General features: G+C 38.4%; 19 protein-coding genes. 7 read left to right on the top strand and 12 right to left on the bottom strand.

Going from position 1 to position 19,615, the window contains the following annotated elements:
* The first annotated feature begins 396 nt into the window (after positions 1–396).
* Both G6R09_RS01430 and G6R09_RS01425 read left to right on the top strand, forming a co-directional pair.
* Positions 397–1,191 (top strand): Bro-N domain-containing protein, encoded by a 795-nt coding sequence (locus G6R09_RS01430; protein ID WP_087852929.1) that lies wholly within the window; start codon positions 397–399, stop codon positions 1,189–1,191.
* A 350-nt stretch (positions 1,192–1,541) separates the two neighbouring features.
* The gene (locus G6R09_RS01425; RefSeq protein WP_163920164.1) at positions 1,542–2,852 is read left to right on the top strand and encodes an anti-phage deoxyguanosine triphosphatase; all 1,311 of its coding nucleotides are present in this window, start codon (positions 1,542–1,544) and stop codon (positions 2,850–2,852) included.
* 468 nt (positions 2,853–3,320) lie between these two features.
* On the opposite strand, the gene G6R09_RS01420 is transcribed toward G6R09_RS01425, so the two are convergent.
* Positions 3,321–5,189: an ABC transporter ATP-binding protein gene (locus G6R09_RS01420; RefSeq protein WP_163920162.1), complete on the bottom strand. Its 1,869-nt coding sequence runs from the start codon at positions 5,187–5,189 to the stop codon at positions 3,321–3,323.
* 293 nt (positions 5,190–5,482) lie between these two features.
* Between G6R09_RS01420 and G6R09_RS01415 the strand changes: the two genes are divergently transcribed.
* Positions 5,483–6,109 carry a cold shock and DUF1294 domain-containing protein gene (locus tag G6R09_RS01415; RefSeq protein WP_163920160.1) on the top strand — a complete coding sequence of 209 codons (627 nt, stop codon included), beginning with the start codon at positions 5,483–5,485 and terminating at the stop codon, positions 6,107–6,109.
* Positions 6,110–6,163: 54 nt separating this feature from the next.
* Here G6R09_RS01415 and G6R09_RS01410 read toward each other — a convergent pair whose 3' ends face one another.
* The 3 genes from G6R09_RS01410 to G6R09_RS01400 form a co-directional block, all read right to left on the bottom strand.
* On the bottom strand, positions 6,164–7,483 hold the full coding sequence (locus G6R09_RS01410) for a DUF1501 domain-containing protein (protein ID WP_240345682.1): 1,320 nt from the start codon (positions 7,481–7,483) through the stop codon (positions 6,164–6,166).
* Complete coding sequence (locus G6R09_RS01405; protein ID WP_163920158.1) at positions 7,480–8,994, bottom strand: DUF1800 domain-containing protein; 1,515 nt, start codon at positions 8,992–8,994, stop codon at positions 7,480–7,482. Before G6R09_RS01405 ends, G6R09_RS01410 begins: the two co-directional genes overlap by 4 nt.
* A 205-nt stretch (positions 8,995–9,199) precedes the next feature.
* On the bottom strand, positions 9,200–9,532 hold the full coding sequence (locus G6R09_RS01400; RefSeq protein WP_065167301.1) for an SMR family transporter: 333 nt from the start codon (positions 9,530–9,532) through the stop codon (positions 9,200–9,202).
* 529 nt (positions 9,533–10,061) lie between these two features.
* Between G6R09_RS01400 and G6R09_RS01395 the strand changes: the two genes are divergently transcribed.
* A complete protein-coding gene (locus G6R09_RS01395; protein ID WP_065167271.1) occupies positions 10,062–10,508 on the top strand; it encodes a septal ring lytic transglycosylase RlpA family protein in 447 nt (148 codons plus the stop codon).
* A gap of 59 nt (positions 10,509–10,567) precedes the next feature.
* Entirely contained in the window at positions 10,568–11,326 is a 759-nt protein-coding gene (locus G6R09_RS01390; protein WP_163920156.1) for a hypothetical protein, read from the top strand.
* Positions 11,327–11,402: 76 nt separating this feature from the next.
* On the opposite strand, the gene G6R09_RS01385 is transcribed toward G6R09_RS01390, so the two are convergent.
* Both G6R09_RS01385 and G6R09_RS01380 read right to left on the bottom strand, forming a co-directional pair.
* A complete protein-coding gene (locus G6R09_RS01385; RefSeq protein WP_065167269.1) occupies positions 11,403–12,170 on the bottom strand; it encodes a DUF2076 family protein in 768 nt (255 codons plus the stop codon).
* A gap of 394 nt (positions 12,171–12,564) precedes the next feature.
* Positions 12,565–13,284 carry an HAD family phosphatase gene (locus G6R09_RS01380; RefSeq protein ID WP_240345681.1) on the bottom strand — a complete coding sequence of 240 codons (720 nt, stop codon included), beginning with the start codon at positions 13,282–13,284 and terminating at the stop codon, positions 12,565–12,567.
* Between the two features lie 230 nt (positions 13,285–13,514).
* Here G6R09_RS01380 and G6R09_RS01375 point away from each other — a divergent pair, with 230 nt between their 5' ends.
* On the top strand, positions 13,515–13,856 hold the full coding sequence (locus tag G6R09_RS01375; RefSeq protein WP_156673538.1) for a hypothetical protein: 342 nt from the start codon (positions 13,515–13,517) through the stop codon (positions 13,854–13,856).
* A gap of 78 nt (positions 13,857–13,934) precedes the next feature.
* Here the strand turns inward: G6R09_RS01375 and G6R09_RS01370 are convergent, their stop codons facing one another.
* From G6R09_RS01370 to G6R09_RS01360, 3 genes are all read right to left on the bottom strand, one after another.
* Positions 13,935–14,258, bottom strand: coding sequence for a hypothetical protein (locus G6R09_RS01370; RefSeq protein WP_065167267.1), 324 nt, complete (start codon positions 14,256–14,258; stop codon positions 13,935–13,937).
* A 152-nt stretch (positions 14,259–14,410) separates the two neighbouring features.
* On the bottom strand, positions 14,411–14,920 hold the full coding sequence (locus tag G6R09_RS01365) for a hypothetical protein (protein ID WP_163920154.1): 510 nt from the start codon (positions 14,918–14,920) through the stop codon (positions 14,411–14,413).
* Between the two features lie 189 nt (positions 14,921–15,109).
* The gene (locus tag G6R09_RS01360) at positions 15,110–16,495 is read right to left on the bottom strand and encodes an aspartate ammonia-lyase (protein WP_163920152.1); all 1,386 of its coding nucleotides are present in this window, start codon (positions 16,493–16,495) and stop codon (positions 15,110–15,112) included.
* A 183-nt stretch (positions 16,496–16,678) separates the two neighbouring features.
* Between G6R09_RS01360 and G6R09_RS01355 the strand changes: the two genes are divergently transcribed.
* Positions 16,679–16,981, top strand: coding sequence for a PepSY domain-containing protein (locus tag G6R09_RS01355; RefSeq protein ID WP_235859650.1), 303 nt, complete (start codon positions 16,679–16,681; stop codon positions 16,979–16,981).
* 64 nt (positions 16,982–17,045) lie between these two features.
* Here the strand turns inward: G6R09_RS01355 and G6R09_RS01350 are convergent, their stop codons facing one another.
* From G6R09_RS01350 to G6R09_RS01340, 3 genes are all read right to left on the bottom strand, one after another.
* Complete coding sequence (locus G6R09_RS01350; protein WP_061000000.1) at positions 17,046–17,228, bottom strand: hypothetical protein; 183 nt, start codon at positions 17,226–17,228, stop codon at positions 17,046–17,048.
* Positions 17,229–17,568: 340 nt separating this feature from the next.
* Positions 17,569–18,825 carry a hypothetical protein gene (locus G6R09_RS01345; RefSeq protein ID WP_163920149.1) on the bottom strand — a complete coding sequence of 419 codons (1,257 nt, stop codon included), beginning with the start codon at positions 18,823–18,825 and terminating at the stop codon, positions 17,569–17,571.
* 139 nt (positions 18,826–18,964) lie between these two features.
* The gene (locus G6R09_RS01340) at positions 18,965–19,561 is read right to left on the bottom strand and encodes a DUF1415 domain-containing protein (RefSeq protein ID WP_205522967.1); all 597 of its coding nucleotides are present in this window, start codon (positions 19,559–19,561) and stop codon (positions 18,965–18,967) included.
* Positions 19,562–19,615: the final 54 nt, after the last annotated feature.

Raw genomic sequence — 19,615 nt, 5'->3', positions numbered from 1 at the left:
TCTCGCTGCAGCCATTATCAACAATACATGCTCGAGTCCAAACTTCGTTATTCCTTCCAACAATGCCCGCGAGGGCGATAGGGAATCTACCATCCACGCGTTGTAGAGCTATTATTTTCGCTGGTGTTTTTAATGCTCAAACACGAACTGAATAGTTCACGGATAGCCATCACTTCTTCATTTTCAAAAATGCAACCAACGTCATGATACTTATAGTTTAAATAGACTATTATCGAAAAAATAATGGACATCAATAATTTCGCCTAGATATTGCCATTCCTAATAAAGAATGATACTGAGGACGATAGGAATCAACTTACACGTGTTGATTTTTTAAAGTAAAGATTTGGCTGTCCTGTGTTTTTGTTTTTCTAGGTCAATCAATGAGGAAATTGAATGTTTGATGTTTTGTTGTACCCAAGTTCCATGGGTGAACTTGAAATAAAAACGCTACAGAAAAATGGTGAAACACTGTTCTTGCTACCTGATGTAATTCGAGTGATTTCAAAGGAGTCGCAACATCTAGATGGTAAGGCAACTTCGGATCAAACTTCATTTTTGAGAGCTTGTTTGTCTTCACTTGAGGATGATGAGCGCTTTATGGAAAACATTATTGAAAATGGTGTTGAGCGAACGGACTATTTTGTTAGTGAACCTGGTGTCTACCGAGTTGCTCTTCAATCCAATAGCTCTGGTGCTAAGAAGTTCCAAAATTGGGTCATAAAGGAAGTTATGCCATCAATCAGAAAATATGGTGTTTATCCACCACCAGAAGTTTCTGATGACGATCTAATCCTTCAACTAGCTGATCAACAAGCCAAACAATCGCAGCTTCTAAGCCAGTTTATTCGCAACTCAAAAGAAAAGTTCGAGAAACTGGATGAAAAAGTGGGTAAGCAGAGCAATACAATCAAAGGACAAGATAAAAAAATTCAATTATTGGGGGAGCGTTTGGTTACGGTTGAATCCGCTAATTTACCTAAATATGAGTTCTACGATGTGGCTGATGTTTTATCTTCTCTTAACATCTCCATAAATGAAGTGAACTATGTAATCGCACTTTGCGAGAAAATCGTTTCTGAAAAGGGTTTTAATTATTTACCTTCTTTCAATGGTATTCGTGAAGAGCAGCGTTTTCCAATGCCTGTAATTGAATTAGCACTTACTTATGCTCGACTTTCAACTAGTTAAAAAGGTGGTATGCCAAAGAATAGATACCCATAACTTTTTATCTCGTTGTTGCCATTATCAACAACACATGCTCGAGTTCAAATGCCGTCATTCCCTACAGTGAATGCCCGTGAGGGCGATAGGAAATCTATTACCCGCGCGTTGTAGAGTTAGTTTTTCGTTGGTGTCTTTAATATTCAAACCCGTACTGCATAGATCACGGATAGACCTCTGAATAATTATGGCTGTCCCATATTTTGTATTTTGGTGAATTAAATAGAATATTATTAGCGAAATTTATGAGTGTGTTTTTGCGTATAAAGTAAGGATGCTTATTAATAAATTGTTATATTTACAGAAGGATTTTATATATGTGGCAAGCAAGACGCAGATATTTAGATGGTTATGAAGCAAAGCCATTTAATTCAAATACGGATGATAGTCAGGCTCAAAGAGATAGGGCAAGAATCATTCATTCTTCTTCATTTAGGAGATTACAGTCAAAGACTCAAGTTTTAGGAATTGGTGAAAGTGATTTTTACAGAACACGACTAACTCATTCATTAGAAGTCGCACAGATTGGATCTGGAATCTGCGAGCATTTACGTGAAAAGTATAAGGGTAGAGAAGATTATCTTGAGTGGATTCCAACACTAAGCCAGATTGAAGCAATTTGTTTAGCTCACGATATAGGGCATCCTCCATTTGGGCATGGTGGAGAAGTTGCTTTGAACTTCTATATGAACGATCAAGGTGGTTTTGAAGGTAATGGGCAAACATTAAGAATTGTTAGTAGGCTTGGTGAGTATTCTCCAGATTGTGGTTTAGACTTAACTCGTAGAACAACGTTGGGGTTATTAAAGTATCCAGTATTACATAAAGAAGTAGCGGATTACTCCAGTATATGTGGTTGTAAAAATAAGATTAATATTGATGGCTATAAACCACCAAAGTGTATTCATGATGATGATAGTGATATTTTAGATTGGATTCTTGATGGAATACCTGAAAATGACAAATTGTTATTTAGGACACCAATAACTGATGAGGATGGTGTTTCTGGAGCACAATTTAAAGGTTTTGACACATCAATAATGGAGTTGGCTGATGACATTTCTTATGGAGTTCATGATTTAGAAGATGCATTGGCTCTACAATTGGTAACTTTTAAACAATGGAATGATGAAGTTATAACAAAGATGGGAAGTGATAATATCATACATGGTGATATTGACTTCTTTAATGAAAAACTCTTTTCAGAATCTAATAAAGACCGTAAGCATGCAATTAGTAAGTTAATCGGTTATTTTATACCTAGCATTGAGGTGTATGAAAAGACCGAGTTTGAAACGCCATTGCTTAAATATCAGGTAAAAATGTCTAGCGAAGCAAAATCATTGCTTAAACTATTAAAGACGTTTGTATTTAAGAATGTAATAAAAAGACCAGAAGTTCAAACTTTAGAGTATAAAGGGCAACAAATGGTTCTTAGTTTGTTTGAAGTTCTTCAAGAAAATCCCAAGCGTTTACTTCCGACATCTACTTATAAAAAGTATCAACATTCAACGAATAAAAAACGAGTAATATGTGACTATATTTCAGGTATGACTGATAGTTATGCTACTAAGTTATATCATAAGCTGTTTAGTCCTGATATAGGCTCTATATTTGACCGAATGTAAATAGAAATACTGGGGACTCCCGTAATTTTTATCTAGCTGCTGTTATTTCTAATTAGAGAATGATTGTGAGGTCGATGTCGATAGAGAGTTTACTTACCGCATGTTGAATTTTTAAAGAAAAAAACATAGGACAACCATATGTTTTTGAATAATAGAGAAATGAGGGTTGCCCGTGATCTATTCACCACTCGTTTGAGCATTACAGACATCAACGAAAATAATAACTCTACAACGCGCTGTGAATAGATTCCCTATCGCCCTCGCGGGCATTCACTGTAGGGAATGACAAAGGTTGGACACTGGCAAGTATTGTCGGGAGAGTAACTATAGTTGGGCAGGCTTGAGAAAAATGTAAAAATATATAGTACCCATGCTTTTCTTTATTCCTATTCAAAAACATCATCACCGCAAAGCATTCAAAAAAAGCCGCTAAATCAGCGGCTTGGTGTTAAAGAAAATCAAATACAACTATATATTCTGATTCAAATCATCAACGCTGTCAGAAACATCCTGCTCGCCAATAAAGCCACCGGTCTGATGGGCCCATAATTGTGCGTAAATGCCATTTTGCTGCAATAACTCAGCATGAGAGCCTTGCTCAATGATTTGGCCTTTATCAAGAATGATTAACCGATCCATCGCGGCAATGGTAGATAAACGGTGCGCAATCGCAATCACTGTTTTACCTTGCATTAGCTCATTAAGGCTTTCTTGAATCGCAGCTTCAACCTCAGAATCTAACGCCGAGGTTGCTTCATCTAAAATTAAGATTGGTGCGTTTTTAAGTAATACTCGCGAGATAGCAATTCGCTGACGTTGACCGCCTGACAGTTTAACTCCACGTTCACCCACTTGTGCATCGTAGCCAACATTACCAAAAGAGTCGGTAAGGGTTTCGATAAACTCATGCGCTTGCGCTTGGCGAGTGGCGGCAAATAAGGTTTCATCATCAGCATCTGGTTTGCCATAGACGATATTTTCACGAATAGAACGGTGTAATAGGGAAGTATCTTGGGTCACCATGCCAATATTACTACGCAGTGAGTTTTGAGTAACGGCGGTAATATCTTGACCATCAATACGAATTTTACCACCTTCCACATCATGAAAGCGCAGAAGTAGGTTAACTAAGGTTGATTTACCTGCGCCAGAACGTCCGACTAAACCGACTTTTTCACCGGGTTTAATGTTGAGATTAAGATGGCTGATAATGCCTTTGTTTTCACCGTAATGGAAACTTACATCATCAAATTCAATCCCGCCTTGGGTTACTGCTAAAGGCTTAGCATCGGCATCATCTTCAATGGCAATCGGCTTTGATAAGGTTTTCATACCATCAACAACCGTACCGATATTTTCAAATAATGCGCCGACTTCCCACATTATCCACATTGACATGCCGTTAATACGCAGTGCAAGGCTAATGGCAATAGCGATCGCACCGACTTGAATCGCACTGTGCATCCATAAATAAATAGATAGCGCAGAAATGGCAAACAGCAGCGTGTAGTTGGTAAGTTGAACGCAGAAATTAAACCCAGTAACTAACCGCATTTGAGTATGGACGGTTGCTAGGAAGCCTTGCATGCCTTTTTCAGCATACTCAGTTTCACGTTGGTCATGAGAAAACAATTTAACTGTTGAAATGTTGGTATAACTATCAACAATTGATCCCGTCATGGTTGAACGTGCGTCGGCTTGTTCTGCTGCAATGTGTTTTAGTTTGGGTACAAAATAAAGCTGAATACACACATAAGCGGCTAACCAAAATAGCATCGGTAACATCAGAAGCCAGTCAGCTTGGGCTAAAATGACTAACGATGAAGTGAAATAAACCGAGACATAAACAAATACATCGGCAGTTTTCATTACTGTTTCGCGTACAGCCAGCGATGTTTGCATGACTTTAGTCGCAATACGGCCAGCAAAATCATCTTGATAAAACGACACGCTTTGTTTAAGCAAATAACGGTGCGCTAGCCATCGAATCGACATTGGATAGTTACCCAATAGCGATTGGTGTGTGATCAGTGATGAAATCAGTACTAATGTTGGCATCAATACTAAAATGACTAAGCCTAACCAAAACAGACTTGTGCCATTTTGAGCAAGAAATGTATGGGGATCACTTTCTGTTAGCCAGTCGACCAGTTTACCCATAAATCCAAAGAGAATCACTTCGAGGATCGCGACGGTAGCACTGAGAAAAGCCATAATCAGCAGTGGCTTTTCAAATCCACGGCTATAGTAACGGCAAAAAGCAATGATCCCTTGTGGCGGTTGCTCGGGATCTTGCTGAGGAAATGCCTCGGTAAAGTTTTCAAAACGTTTAAACATAGTTAACCTAATTGATGAGCGGTCGTAATTAGTCAATAAAAAGCAATATAGTTGAGTATAATGTCACTATTAACGACGATTTTAGAGGTAAAAATGCGCTAGTATGCATAGCCATTGTATGCAGTATTTTGACGCTACTCAACAATCGCGATATTTTTAATGAGAAAAATATTAACCTGATACCAAAAAAGTAATTTATAACGCTCAAATAGGGAGACAACAGACATTACAATAGGATCATGGTTAATAATCAGCAGTTAATCTGTTTACAATGTAAAACCACAGGTAAAAAAATGAGCAAGCAAGGCACAATTGTGCAGTGGAATCACCACAAAGGATTTGGTTTTATTCGACCTCAAGCTGGAGGTGATAATGTCTTTTTTCATGTGAGTGCTTTAGCAGAACGCCAAAGTCGCCCACGAATTAATGAACGTGTTTATTATCAACTTGGTACGAGCCAAAACGGTAAAATTGCAGCCAAATCGGTTCAATTTGTTAAATCACATTCAGGTATGTATAAATACACCGCGCCTATGAGTAAAGCACAAGGTTTCAGTGTTCTCTTTTTGGCATTAGTGGCAGGGTGGGTGTGGTTAGCGCGCTGTCCATATTGGGTGTTAATTGGTTATATTTGCCTAAGTATTGTCACGTTTGCTGTTTACGCACATGATAAACGTGCAGCTCAAAAAGATGCTTGGCGTACGAAGGAAGCAAGTTTACATTTACTTGCTGTGCTGGGAGGGTGGCCTGGTGCTTTATGGGCTCAAAAAATACTGCGCCATAAATCTCAGAAACAGCCCTTTAAAGCGATTTTATGGTTAACAATTATTGTTAATATTACGCTGTTTATGCTGATGTTCACGCCGTTTGGTGCCCATTTTATGCATAATATGGCAGCTTATGTGAGTAATATTATTTAATAATAAGTGGTAGATATTCACAGGAGAAGCCTTTACTTCTCCTGTGTTGGCCGCTTAAATGAAAGGGACGTACGGTGAGTTAAACTGGGTTAAATGTGGGAATAGGGTTAATACTTGTTGGTCATTAAGTCCAAACCAACGACATAAAGAAGCATTGACCTGATCAGCTGCCATACTTGGAATAATACGACCGTGGTTAAAATCATCTTCACTGTCAGGTGTAAGATTTGGCCACTGTCCATAAGCTTGTCCACCTTGAACCGCACCTCCCATTACAAGTTGATGTCCACCCCAGCCATGATCTGTTCCCGATTCATTGGCTTGAATACGACGCCCAAAGTCAGACATGGTGATAGTTGTCACTTGTTGATGAACATTTTGCGAGTGCATATCTTGATTAAAAGCTGCCATGGCTTCACTAATTTCAGTATAAAGTTCATCATGGACGGCTTTTTGATTAACGTGAGTATCAAATCCCCCCAAGCCAACAAAGAAAACTTGGCGTTGTTGGCCTAGCGTTTGGCGAGCATCAATTAAGCGTGCCACCATGCTTAACTGTTTACTTAATTTGGTTTCAGGGTAAACAGCTGTTGCAGGATGAGCCGCAAGTACTTGCTTTAACGCTTCATTTTCACTCACACTTTGTTGCATTACTTTAGCGAAATGGCGGCTGTAGATGTTGTCGTAACTACGCTCAGTAAAGTGAGCAAAATATTGATCAAGTTTAACCTCATCTTTCCATTCGGCGTATTTCGTTACACCTTGGTCGCTAACAACGGTTTGTCCTAAAGACTGACTGCGTAATAGGCGCTTATCACCATTGAGACCAATAAGCGGCGACAGCTCACTCTGTAAATTAAGCATGTCCATCATTCTTCCAGCCCAGCCAAGTGGGTTATTGTGGCCGTTAGAACCTGTTTGCCATAAGTTTTGTTGCATGTTGTGCGCCATCAAAAATTGCGGTAAAGCAACTTGGTTAGTCTCAATGGCTGATGCTGTGGTTGGGGCGAGTAATTGACCACTGTTGATCAGTGCGGTGGCTTCACCATTGTTAAATAACTCAGCTAACGCAGACATTTTATGGTGTATACCGAGCGTTATATGGTTATCTGTTGCCACCGGTAGCGGAATAATTTCAGTTTCAGTTAAGCATAACTTTGGTCGTGCAGCGTGATAATCGGCATACGCATCAACACTGGTTGGTACGATCATATTATAAGCATCATTACCACCGTGTAAGAAAATAACCACCAGTGCTTTATGGCCATCTACAGTGTTGTTTTGTGGTAACGCAAGCGATGGGGTTGATAATGTCGCGGCTGATAATGCAGCTGTTGATTGTAAAAAACGGCGGCGAGATAATGTAATTGTCATGCTACGAACTCCTGACAAAAGAACTCTGGTGAAGTAAAGGCGGTATAAAGAGCAGATTCAACTCGGCGAACTTGTTGATTTATCGCAATGTGATTATCTAACAGGTCAAATAATTGCGCGCGTAGAGAATCAGAAAGAAGCCCTGCAAAAACACGGGTATTAATCATCTCTATTAAGGCATTGCTATCATGTTGAACGGCAATAAAAGGTTGAATTGCATAAAACCATTGCTGCGGTTTGGTTGATTGGTGACAATTTAGGACTGCACATAATCGATTATGAATATTGAGCATTTGATAGCTGCTTAATAGGCTAAATTCAGGTGCTGTTAACCCATTTGCGGCAATTTCACCTTGCGGCGCAAAGTCTGGCAGATAAAAGTTAAACACGGTTTCTGCTTGTAATGGACTTTGACCAAAGTAGCGAACATTACTTTTTACTTCCCAATAATCCCCTAATGATGTCACACCTAGTGCACGAGCTTGGTTAGCGGCCATGAGAATTGGCTCTTTTAATAACCCTAGTTGACTTTGACTGCTTGCTTGACCATCAATAACAGCGCTATCAGTTAATATTGCCCATAACACCGCTTTTAAATCACCTCGAATACCGTTGCCATTATCAATAAAGGCTTGTGCAACACGGTAAAGATAGGCTTGGGTTGGATTGCTGGTAACAAAACGTTTAATTAATAAATTAGCGATAAAAAATGGCGTATTGTGATGCTTAAAAAGCAGATCTAATGCTTGATCTAGATCTTGCTCGGTATTTTGACCTGCCGCAAAGTGCTGGCCTAAAATGAATTTTTGCTCAGTGTCATGATTACGTTCGCGCGGTGTCATTGGGTGTTCATTATGACCACTTTGCCAACCAGTAAGCGCGCGAGCTAATTCTTGAACATCATTTTGGGTGTATGAAGCAATTGGATCGCCATTATGATCAGTGAGTGGCTGACCATTTTTATCTAATTGCCATAAACCGATAGTGAATAATTGCATTAATTCACGGGCATAGTTTTCATCAGGGAAAGTATTATTTTTAGGGTTTGCTTTGGTGCTGCGACGTAAGGTTAAATAGCGACCCATTGCTGCGTTTGTTGTTACCGCTTTGAGCAAATCTCTAAAATTGCCAAAACTATGTTCAACCAATAAATCATAATATGCTGCAAGCTCTTCATGGCGATTGCCAACACCAACACTTGAAACCACTAAAATTTGACTCAAGGCATAAGCCATACGCTGGCGTAGTTGATCGTTAGCTGTTAATGCATATTGCCACCATACGCCAAGCCGTAAATTAGTTGTGGGCTCAGTTTTACCTGATACTAGTACCGCATGACGCAGTTGCGGCAAATGATAAGAAGGCGAGGCATTGTATTGTTCTTCAAACCATTGGTTAACATCGAGCTTAGCCAGTGGATTTAGATCATCAATTTGAGGGCCAAAGGTTGCGCGGTATAACAGCGCTGCTGCTTGGTGTTGATGCGAGAATTTCAATGATGGATGTGACATAAAATATCCTTATTAACGACGCTAACTGCACCGATATTTCAATAGGTTTATTTTATATCTACCATTAAAAAAGTTTATCTATTAAGTGTATCAAAGTATTACTTGAAACGGCGAACGGCAGAACCGCAATATGTAGCAGTGATAAATAAGGAAGAAGTCTTTGATCCTTCATTCCTTATTTGATGTTGTAAAGAGTCACTAGCGGTTAGTGTGACACTGTTTTTGATAATAAGTTAACCACTAATACGCCCGCAATAATTAATCCAATACCGACAATTGCAGGTAAGTCTAATCGCTGTCCGTAGGCAAAGTAACTAATGGTCGCAACCAGAACAATCCCAGCACCACTCCAGATAGCATAAACAATTCCTACTGGCATTGTTTTGACTGTAACCGATAATAAAAAGAAAGCGACTGCGTAACCGACAATAACAATAGTGCTCGGTACTAATTTAGTAAATTGCTCTGCTTTGGGAATAAAAGAGGTGGCAATGACTTCAAAAATAATTGCGATAGCAAGGGCGATCTGAGGCGGCATTGAGATTAATAGCTTAAACATATTGGATTTCTACAGGAGTTGAAAACGCGCATTCTAAAGATATTTTAACTAAGCGACTAGTGTAAATTTGAGTAATTAATTATTACGGCATTTCAATAATGCAGCGATTGGTGTTGCATTTTGCTATCTATATTGCAATGAAATTGTTTGTAGTTAGGTACTAAAAAATATTTAAGTAATATTTAGCTAACAATATCGCTTATTAGCAGCAATAAGATACAGAAATTTACCGGATTAAATATTGGTATGTTATTTGCTGGGTTTATAGTGTCATTGTTTATTTTTACATTGGAAGTAGAGATAAAAATGGGTGTATACAGTATGTTTTATTATTTCTTTTTGTAACCGACATTACCTTTAATGTCGGTTTTTTTTCTTTTAAAAACAGTTGAATATAATCTTGTTCGGTTTTTAGTTACATTTAATGATAGAATTTAACAAGTAATTGATTGTATTACTTGGTCTATAAGTGAGTGATTGAATAAGTTTGATGAGCTGGAGGAATGATATGAATTGGTCTGTTATACGCTATTGTGGAGTGAGTTTTTTGGCCCTTATGATGATGTCTGGGTGTACAAATTCCGAACAACTTAATAAAGCACCAACGGTTGAAACTAAGCGTCCAGTATTAATCATTAAGCCAGTTGAACATAAAAAAGCCAATAAAGTCATTTACGGTAAAGCATCTTTTTACGCCAATATGTTTCAAGGACGTAAAACAGCTAACGGTCAAATTTTTGACCAAGGTAAATTAACCGCAGCTCACCGTACTTTACCTTTTGGTACGAGAGTGAAAGTTACTAATATTAGTAATAATAAAAGTGTGATTGTTACGGTTAATGATCGTGGCCCTTTTATTCGAGGACGTATGATTGATTTATCGAGTTCTGCATTTAAGGCAATAGGGAATACACGATCCGGCGTGTTAAATGTAAAAATGGAAATTTTAAAATAACAATAAGGAAGCTAACGTTGTAATCGTCAGTATTGCTACGTTGATTAAGGAGTTAGGATATGATTTTGGAAACATTAAGCCAGTCGCTATCGACGGTTTTACATAATAAAAAAAGGTTATTAAAAGCCTTACTGATTCCTTTTTTAGTGACGTATTTTTTACGTTCAATGAAAGTCTCAGTAGCTGGCAATGAACTCTATAATGAAATATTGGTGTTTATTTTTAATATAGCGATCTTTCTGATCTCTTCGATTATTTGTTTACGCACTCAACAAATATTAGATAAACATGATACAGATGACACCGCTGACGCGCCGTGGCAGGGGATTAAATTTGATGCTCAACAACGTCGTTATAGTGGCTATTTGTTAGTGTTATTTGTTTTATTACAAGCTATTTGGCTGTTAATTGAGGCTGATTATCAAATCGCATCAAATGGTTTTGTTTACAGCGTAATGTTGGTATTAGGTATCGTTGGCTGGATTGTGTTTTCACGTTTATCTTTCGTTCTTCCAGCTATTGCAGCAGGTAAAGAAGCCTCGTTTAAAGATGCACTGGCAATAACAAAAGATAAAAAGTTATATGCATTTGTGATTGCTGGTTTATTACCGGTTGCTTTTTATATTCTTTTTATTGGATTACCAATTTTCTTGTTGTTTGCTAATCCTAATTTAGCAATGGGTCTCAAGTTTATTTATATCTTTATTTGGGGTGTTATTGTGATCGCTATTCCGTTTGTTATTGCGGCCATTGAAGCAACGGCTTATCGCGCTTTAATCGATAAATCAAACGCTACTGAAATTTCTAATCAGGTATAACACTTAACCTTTATAGGTGTTGGGGGATAAAAAAAGAGCGCAAACGCACTCTTTTTATTTGTTGGTTATTACGAGCTTAGAAGTCGTCGTCGTCGCCACCGAAATCGCCGCCAAAGCCGCCGTCAGTATCGCCAAAACCACTGTTGTTAGCGAATAGATCATCGCCACCAAAGCCGTTGTCGTCACCGCCAAAGCCTGAATCACCAAAGCCAGCGTCGCCAAAACCGCCGCTGTTATCGTCAAAACCAGCGTCACCAAAGCCACCGGTATAATCAGAAGCAAAGCTGTTTGAATCATCATTTAAGAAGCTTGAATCATCTGCTTGTGGATCTGTGGTTGCATCGGCAGCTGGATCTGCTTGTGCAGTATCAGTTGCTGTTGTATCTGCTGCAGGATCCGTTGCTGGCGCAGGATCTGCCGCTGCTGTTTCTGCTGGTTTATCATCAAATAACATATTGCTGATAACGCTACCTGCAACCATACCTGCAGCAACACCAGCAGCTGTTTGCATGAAACCGCCAAAAGCACTTGGCTGGCGAACTGGTGGCTGTGGCGGTTGTGGAGGTGCTTGACGAGAACCACCAAACATACGGCTCATAGTGCCACGGTTTGATTCTTCTTTGTAATACTCAGCGTTTTTCTCTAAGTAATCGTTTTTTTCTTTTAATTGTTTAAGTGCCATCTCTTGCACAAGAACCGCTTGTGTTAATTTGTAGATAGCATCTGGCTGTGCGCCAATTTCAGTGTTGATAAATTGCTCTGCTTCAGCATCTTTTTTGCTTTCAGGGCTTTTTTGAAGCTTAGCAGCAACGCTTTGAATCAGTTCTTTTTCTTGTGGAGTCATGATGATTACCTTCTCAATACCCTGTCATTGGTAGGGTGTACCGTTGCTTGGCTGATGAGATACTTTGACTCTCAGCCTTGCTAAATAAGATTACTTACAAACTACATTATTCTCATAAATATATTGAACTGGTGATGAATACACCGTTGTAATTTGTAAATCGAAATATAATGCGCGAATACTGTATTACGTTCGTTGTACTACATCTATAGTTGGCTACAAGATAATTCATTTAGTTTGTTACTATCTGTAAATGGGTACTGAAAATGTATTATCAAGCATAGTTAATAGATTTATTTATCGTTTGTTAACATGCTCTCACTTTTGAGAGCCTGTTATAGTGAATCGAGAAGGTTGGCTAGAGGGATATTTTGTGAGAAGAGGCGTTAAATGTTCAGCGTAGAATATTGTTTTCATGGCGCCAATCCATGATCGTCCACTCATTCATTTGCGCATGCATCGCTAATGTTGGATCAGGGTTAACGGCAAAAGGTTTATTCACAACATTAAGTAGGGGTAAATCATTGGCAGAGTCACTGTAGCCATAACTGCCTTTATAAGTATGACTTTGTTGTTGCAGCCACATTTTCAACCGTTCAACTTTGCCTTCTTTAAAACTCAGAATACCGGTTGTCGCTCCGGTATAAACACCATGATCTTGCTCTAAATTAATCGCAATGACATTATTGATTCCAAGGGCGGCTGCTATTGGTTTTACTAAATGCTCGCCAGTTGCGGAAATAATGAGAATATGATCGCCACGTTTACGGTGCCACGCTATACGCTCAAGTGCTTGTCGGTAGATGGCTGGTGTGATGATGTTATCGATAAACTCATCAACCAAGGGTTTTATTTGTTGTTGGCTTTTGCCTTTGAGTGGGGCAAGAGTTGCTGCCATATAGCTATCCATATCAAGTGTGCCTTTACTATAGGCTGTTATCATGGCTTGTTCTTGGGCTAATAATGAAACAGGGGCTAATCCTTTAGTAACAATAAAATTATTCCATAAGCTGGCTGAATCAGCGGCGATGAGCGTTTCATCTAAGTCAAAAATAGCTAGATAAGTTGGCATTGTTGCTTTAATGGCGGTTGTTGCTTGGGTTGTCAATGGCACGTGTCATTCCTTCCGTTATTGTTTATAGCTTTATGATTGTGGTGCAATGGACTGTAGAGTAGGAAATAGCGATGACAGTTTTATGACGTTGTTATGGCTTTTTTACGACATTTACTGTGCGTGACACGAGCAATAAAGCGAAGTTGTTGCAATATAAAAATGATCTTATGTTCATTTAGTGATAGCGGGTGTAATGTAAATCACAGGATATTAATTTGTAGATAGGAACAATGATGACAAATACAACAATTATAATAACAACAAACTGCATCAATGATATTAATCTAGCATCTGAGTTAACCCAGCAACAGGTTGTTGTTACTGATATTGAACAAATCCAATTTCAATTGGCCGATAACTCGTCAGTACTATTTCAAAAAGATCCAGCATTACAGCATTATTTGAATACATTATTAGGCATGAATTTGAAACGTGTATTTCGTAGTAATGATCATCAACTTAATCAACTAACTGAAAAATCAATCAATATTGACGGCACATTATTATTATTGAAAGACGATGGTGATTGGATTCGTCTGCATTGTGACAGTGGAATACTTGCAAAATTATAAGATTTGTGTGCGTTATAGCCAATCTGGTTTCAGAATATTGAGGATGAATATGACAGATTGGCTATAAAGAGATATAGGTTAGTTGATAGATTCGCACACACGTTGATTATTGGTGTAGTAATAACGGTAATGGCTATCGGGAGTATTATCAGCAAAGGTTTTATCTATAACATAAGGCGTGCCTTTAGCGAATAACCAAATAAATTGTTCAATTGCTTCGTCAAATTGTGTCTCAGTCGCATGTTTGGTTGGACGAGAAAATTCAAAACGTGTCAGTGTCGTTGTATCAACATCTACACTACGTTTATAATCGCTAAACCCCAGTTGTTTGAGATTAGGCTGTGGCATACCACCAGGTACCATATGAGAAGGTACTGTCAGGACTGCTTGAGTAAGATTCATCGTATATTCTTCCTTATAATATCCATTCATCTATGACAATAACTGTAACTGAGTTTATCGCTTCGCTCTAGCTTTTAATGTAAATAACGATTTTTAATAGAATAAAAAAAACCGCCGTGATGGCGGTTTTTGTATGGTTGCGGGTAAGACAATTAATCTTTAACCCACTGATCATTTACTTTTTTCAATGATACAGTTTCATTAACAGTATCAACAATTTGACCGGCTTTAAAATCACCGTATTTAGCGCCAAATGCAACGACCATTACTTCAGCAGCAAGGTTGTTTTTTAGAGTATGTAACGCTGATGACATATCATCTTTCTTGGCATCAGCTGTTGTATCTGTATCTGTATCTGTAGCTGGTGCTTGTGATTTAGCCGTTACTTCTTTCATTGAGCTTTTAAATTCATCTAAGCTCTTATTAGCGACCAAGTCGTAACTTACTTCTGCTTTGTAGTCTGTTTTAGTATCAAGTAATACTTTGGTGATCTTTAGGTTTTTAACTGCAAAAGGTGTTGTTTGTGCAGTAATACCTAGATTAGGTTGCTCATATTGGCTTGTTTGAACAACATTGGTAAGTGTAGATTCGTCAACTTTATCACTGCAACCTGCTAAAAATAGTGTTGATGCGATAGCTGCTGCTAAAACAAATTTTTTCATTAATAATGCTCTTTGCTTGTAAGTGATACCCAGTGCAGAGTACTGAACTGGCGTTTATTTATATTATACGTTACATCCAGTTTTATTATTGGACAAGTAATGGTAGTGATTTATTGCTTAATACTAACATTCACTGGATTAATGCTCAAAAACTGAACAATGTTTTCTATTTTATAGTGACATGCGGTGTTATTTCGCAATGCCACCTTGAGTGAGTTTTTTAGGATCTAATAATAACTCTAGCTCAGTGCGGGTTAAATCCGTTTCTTGTTCTGCGACATCAATTATTGGTCGTTGTTCTTTATAGGCTTTCTTAGCAATCTCTGCTGCTTTTAAATAACCAATAACAGGGTTTAATGCAGTAATAAGAATCGGGTTTTTACTAAGAGCGTGCTTGAGGTGATCATCACGAACCGTAAATGTAGTAATCGCTTTGTCAGCTAATTGCGTTGCTGTTGTGGCTAATAAACTAATGCTTTGGAGTAAGTTATAGCTAATAACAGGTAGCATGACATTGAGTTGGAAGTTGCCTGATTGACCTGCGACGGTAATAGTTGCGTCATTACCGATCACTTGCGCTGCAACCATAGCTGCCGCTTCTGGAATCACAGGGTTAACTTTTCCGGGCATGATAGATGAGCCAGGTTGTAATGGTTCTAATGCAATTTCACCTAAACCCGCTAACGGACCTGAGTTCATCCAGCGTAAGTCATTTGATATTTTCATGATAGCAACAGCAAGAGTTTTTAATTGGCCTGATAAAGCCACAACAGCATCTTGGCTACTCATGCTGTAAAAGAAATTGCTGCTAGTGGTAAATGGCACTGCGGTTGCGATAGCAATATTTTTTGCGAAAATCGCAGCAAAGTGTGGATGGGTGTTAATACCAGTACCCACCGCGGTTCCTCCTTGCGCTAATGCCGATACATTGTCTAGTGCTAGCTCAATGCCACGTCGCGCATGTTCAATTTGGCTTTGCCAGCCACTTAGTTCTTGTCCTAAGGTTATCGGCATTGCATCCATTAAGTGGGTACGGCCTGTTTTCACACAATGATTAACTTGCTGACTTTTATTCTCGAGTGCTTGCTCTAAATGAAGTAATGCCGGTAAGAGTTGCTGGTGGCAAGTTAATGCGGCACTGACTTGAATGGCGGTTGGAATGGTATCGTTACTACTTTGAGCGCAGTTAACATCATCATTTGGACTTACTGTAATGCCTAATTGTTGTGATGCTAAGGTGGCAATAACCTCGTTGGCATTCATATTAGAGCTTGTGCCTGAACCCGTTTGGAACACATCAATGGGAAATTGGTCATGATGATCGCCATCAATAATCAGTTGGCAGCTGTCAATAATAGCGTGTGCAATTTTGTCATCAATCAGTTGGAGATCGAGGTTGGTGCGCGCAGCCGCTTGCTTGATATAAGCCAGAGCTTGAATAAAGGCACTTGGCATGGTTAAGCCACTAATGGGAAAATTATTGATTGCGCGTTGGGTTTGGGCTTGGTACAGCGCGTCTTTAGGAACTTCTATTTCACCCATACTATCAGTTTCGATACGGTATAATATTGACATAATGTTATCCTTTAAAATGAAGATGTTTGATAATGGCAAGCTATAGGATGTAACCGCTAATAATTATCATGGGTTGATAAATTATTATAGGCTACTGTTGGCATAGATTTTTATTGGCATCATAGTTTGCGAATACGTTATTATTCAATCAAACCATAGCGATAATGCTATTAAGGGGTAAAGGTGATTCGAAGTATAAAAGTCTTATTCATTAGTAGCAGTATGTGTTGTCTTCTACAAAGCTATGTTAGCAATGCAGATCCGATTGATACATCCGTGGTTGAAATGCTAAGTGTACCTACAGCAATGAAGCAGCTCGAATCGAGTGGTTATTATGATTTTCGAATGATTAAAGTCGAGCGCAAGCATAATGAGATTATGGTTAAAGCGCGTAATAAAGCCGGCCAGCAAGTTGAGTTAGAAATGGATTTGTATTCGGGTGCTATTTTAAATGAACAAGCAAATAACACCGAGATTCAGCAGTAGTTATCATCTGATAAGTTATACAATGGATAAGCAAGATAACAGATCTTACTTATCCGTTGATATGTTATTCATCATCGTTAAAAATTCGCCCTTCTAGAGAGTAGGGGTCATTTTCATCGTATAAATTATGATGTCCACGAATACGCTTGAGTGTTTTTTCAAGGGCTCTAGCCTGTTCAAAATGACCTTCTTGATAGGCAATGGATATTTTTTGTTCCATATCTTCAATTCTATCTTGGTTGTTCATTTTAATCCTCCCGTGTGATGGCTCATCAATAATTAGTTAGCTCTTATTATTTTATACCAAAATTTCAAATAAGCAGTTGAGCAGTAAGCTAGCGCTTGAAGTAAGATTATTTCAATTTACCACTGTTATGTTCAGATATTCGCTCGATCGGCAAATAAGGAGGTTATTTTTTGGTAATTAATGTTATAAAAATGTTTCTTATGTAGTCGTTAGCGCAGGTATGGCCGCTGAGAGCGCTAATACGACTTATGGTTGTGCCTTGCTCTTTACTAAAATTACAATAATGATTGTAAACTTTTAGTTAGCCCGATAACTCTCGGGCTTTTATTTGCCTGTTACATTATGACATAAGTGCTTGTTGGTCATTGTTTACCGCAGTATAGATCTGATTTTTCTTCTTTTTTGTTTGTTTTCCTGTCATTAAAGCATCAGTTGCGCGCTCTAAAACCGTCATTGGTTGGTGTTCATCATGAGCATGACTAATACCCATACTGACACTGATTTTAAGAGTCTTTTTACGTCCTTTTTTTGGTTTTACTGCTGTTTCATCATGCTCAGATTCAACGATAATCGGCTCAATAATATGTTTTTCTACCGCAATATTTTGCTGTAATTGGGTTAATACCACCAGTGCAGTATCACAATCCATATGCTCAAAAATGACAATAAATTGCTGTGACACAAAATAGCAGTGCGGTAATAATTGTGGCTGTTGTGTGAGTAAGTTTGCCACTGAGCGTTGAATATCTGCGATAGCTTGGGGATGATGCTTCTCAATAATTTTGTCGGGATTATCAAGGTCAATAACGGCAATAGTGTAAGGGGAGTGCAGGCGAGTTAAGGCTTGCTCCAATGCGCGATGATCAGCAAGTTGAGTCGATGCATCATAAAAACTTTGCTGATAACGACAATAGCCGATGTCAATTAATAGCAACAACGCACACAGTGTAAACGCACTACTGGAAATAAAAGGGTAATGAAAAAAGATAAATGTGGTAGTTGATAGCAACGTACAGATAAATATATGGCGATCAACACGGTGATGATATTTGATGGCTAACGCGCCAGTACAACAACTTATTGCGAGATTAAACACAATCAATATAAGCGGTAATGATGAAATATTGTGGTAGGTAAACAAATGGATTTGTTGCCAAGTTGAGAAATCAGCTTGATAAAAATAGCTAATCGCTGCGCCAGTAGCACACTGGATCATCAGTAATGACACTAGCGTTACTGATGCGAATACATACCGCTGTGAACACCGAATAAAGCGTAACAATAGCAGATTCAGCGGTAATAATGTCGCTAAAAGGCAAAATATCAACTTGGTATCTGTGTTTGCTAATGACACTTGGAGCCAGTTAATAATCATGCTGTAGGCAATCAACATAATGATGGCAATTAGCCCACTTTCAGCTTGAGGAAGCCTGTAATTAAGGATTATTACGATACCCAATAATACAAAAGGAAGATTGATCCATAATGCTGAATAAGCAGTCATCATCGGTATTAATAAAGGATAACTGATGATCATGAGTGTGGTAATGAAAAAAGGCAGTATAAAGCGAGTATTGGGTGAGTATAAACGTGACATTAATAGCATTGAATGATGAGACCTAAACGAAAAATCTAGCTGCTCATGAATATAACAAATAAACAACGACAATGATTCGATATTGCCGTCATTTTAGTGTGATTAGTTCAGATATTTACAACCTGCAGTAAGCGTAGCGTTATTTGATTAAATAAGGAAATAACTGGCGCATTTGTTCTGGGGTTAAATTTTCTACACATTCGATATTACGATCAGGAATCGCTTCCGGATTTGGATAATGCTTGATCACTTTAGCCATGCTTTCTTCACGAATAAGATGAAACACAGGGTAGGGTGAACGGTTAGTCAAGTTTTCTGCATCATCAGGCTCTGCGCCATAGAAGCAGTAATCAGGGTGAAAACTCGCAATTTGGTAGATGCCACTTTTACCTAGTTGTACCACCAAGCCTTCAACAAGATCGAGAAATTGATTGTAATCGTCAAATTCTTCAAATAAGAAAGGTGCGACGACTAAAATTGTTTCTAGTGTTTCTGCTGGTGTTTCATCAAGCTCTTTGAACTGCATATAAATGGTTTCAAGCAGATCATTTTCATTATCATCTTCGCTGACAAAGATTTTAATTTGTTTATTGCGGTTAGGTTTGGCAGCAAAAGGGCATAAATTAAGACCGATAACAACATCTTCTAGCCACTGTTTTACTTGTTGCTCGATAAGCTGAATTTGTTCTGAGCTGTGATTTTTTTTGTTATTGCTTGCTGGAATGTGATTTGACATTGATAGCTGACTTCTTTGAATGATTTATATTGGAATAATAGTGTGAAAGCTGTA

This window comes from Photobacterium sp. Alg240-V54, from assembly GCF_900537155.1.
In the GTDB taxonomy this organism is placed as follows: Bacteria; Pseudomonadota; Gammaproteobacteria; order Enterobacterales; family Vibrionaceae; genus Photobacterium.
The sequence above is the reverse complement of the archived record's forward strand: the minus strand, read 5'-3'. Positions and strand labels throughout refer to the sequence as shown.

Bases quoted from the DNA above. Each gene is read 5' to 3' on its own strand.
- G6R09_RS01430 (WP_087852929.1), top strand. From the start codon at position 397: ATGTTTGATGTTTTGTTGTACCCAAGTTCCATGGGTGAACTTGAAATA.
- G6R09_RS01425 (WP_163920164.1), top strand. From the start codon at position 1,542: ATGTGGCAAGCAAGACGCAGATATTTAGATGGTTATGAAGCAAAGCCA.
- G6R09_RS01420 (WP_163920162.1), bottom strand. From the start codon at position 5,189: ATGTTTAAACGTTTTGAAAACTTTACCGAGGCATTTCCTCAGCAAGAT.
- G6R09_RS01415 (WP_163920160.1), top strand. From the start codon at position 5,483: ATGAGCAAGCAAGGCACAATTGTGCAGTGGAATCACCACAAAGGATTT.
- G6R09_RS01410 (WP_240345682.1), bottom strand. From the start codon at position 7,483: ATGACAATTACATTATCTCGCCGCCGTTTTTTACAATCAACAGCTGCA.
- G6R09_RS01405 (WP_163920158.1), bottom strand. From the start codon at position 8,994: ATGTCACATCCATCATTGAAATTCTCGCATCAACACCAAGCAGCAGCG.
- G6R09_RS01400 (WP_065167301.1), bottom strand. From the start codon at position 9,532: ATGCCGCCTCAGATCGCCCTTGCTATCGCAATTATTTTTGAAGTCATT.
- G6R09_RS01395 (WP_065167271.1), top strand. From the start codon at position 10,062: ATGAATTGGTCTGTTATACGCTATTGTGGAGTGAGTTTTTTGGCCCTT.
- G6R09_RS01390 (WP_163920156.1), top strand. From the start codon at position 10,568: ATGATTTTGGAAACATTAAGCCAGTCGCTATCGACGGTTTTACATAAT.
- G6R09_RS01385 (WP_065167269.1), bottom strand. From the start codon at position 12,170: ATGACTCCACAAGAAAAAGAACTGATTCAAAGCGTTGCTGCTAAGCTT.
- G6R09_RS01375 (WP_156673538.1), top strand. From the start codon at position 13,515: ATGATGACAAATACAACAATTATAATAACAACAAACTGCATCAATGAT.
- G6R09_RS01370 (WP_065167267.1), bottom strand. From the start codon at position 14,258: ATGAATCTTACTCAAGCAGTCCTGACAGTACCTTCTCATATGGTACCT.
- G6R09_RS01365 (WP_163920154.1), bottom strand. From the start codon at position 14,920: ATGAAAAAATTTGTTTTAGCAGCAGCTATCGCATCAACACTATTTTTA.
- G6R09_RS01360 (WP_163920152.1), bottom strand. From the start codon at position 16,495: ATGTCAATATTATACCGTATCGAAACTGATAGTATGGGTGAAATAGAA.
- G6R09_RS01350 (WP_061000000.1), bottom strand. From the start codon at position 17,228: ATGAACAACCAAGATAGAATTGAAGATATGGAACAAAAAATATCCATT.
- G6R09_RS01345 (WP_163920149.1), bottom strand. From the start codon at position 18,825: ATGTCACGTTTATACTCACCCAATACTCGCTTTATACTGCCTTTTTTC.
- G6R09_RS01340 (WP_205522967.1), bottom strand. From the start codon at position 19,561: ATGTCAAATCACATTCCAGCAAGCAATAACAAAAAAAATCACAGCTCA.